General features: G+C 73.9%; 1 protein-coding gene. It reads right to left on the bottom strand.

Annotation, left to right across the window (positions count from 1 at the left end; translation table 11 throughout):
• Positions 1–283, bottom strand: a 283-nt coding sequence (locus EN852_RS40165; protein ID WP_210238344.1) for a hypothetical protein, incomplete at both ends; no start/stop codon positions are given.

Here is a 283-nt window from a genome sequence, read left to right as displayed (position 1 = left end):
CCGATCTCCGCTGCCGAGCCGTTCGCTGCCGATCGCCAGCCAGCGCTGGGCCAGGCGCAGCCGCGCCGAGGGCAACCCCGACGCAGTCGGTGACAGGGTCTGCCAGGCCTGCAGGCAGGCACCTGCGGCCTGTACGCGGTTCTGCCGCAGATTGTCGTCGAAGCAGCGGCGACTGGCGGGCAGCAGGCGCGCGGCAGCGGCCTTCACCCGCGCGTCGCGGGGGGCCAGTGACTGGGCTTCGCGCAGCGCGTCGAATGCGCTGTGTCCCGGCGGGCTGATCCAC

The sequence above is a fragment of the Mesorhizobium sp. M2E.F.Ca.ET.209.01.1.1 genome (assembly GCF_004010375.2).
GTDB lineage: Bacteria > Pseudomonadota > Alphaproteobacteria > Rhizobiales > Rhizobiaceae > Mesorhizobium.
This window is presented reverse-complemented; position numbering and strand designations above follow the sequence as displayed.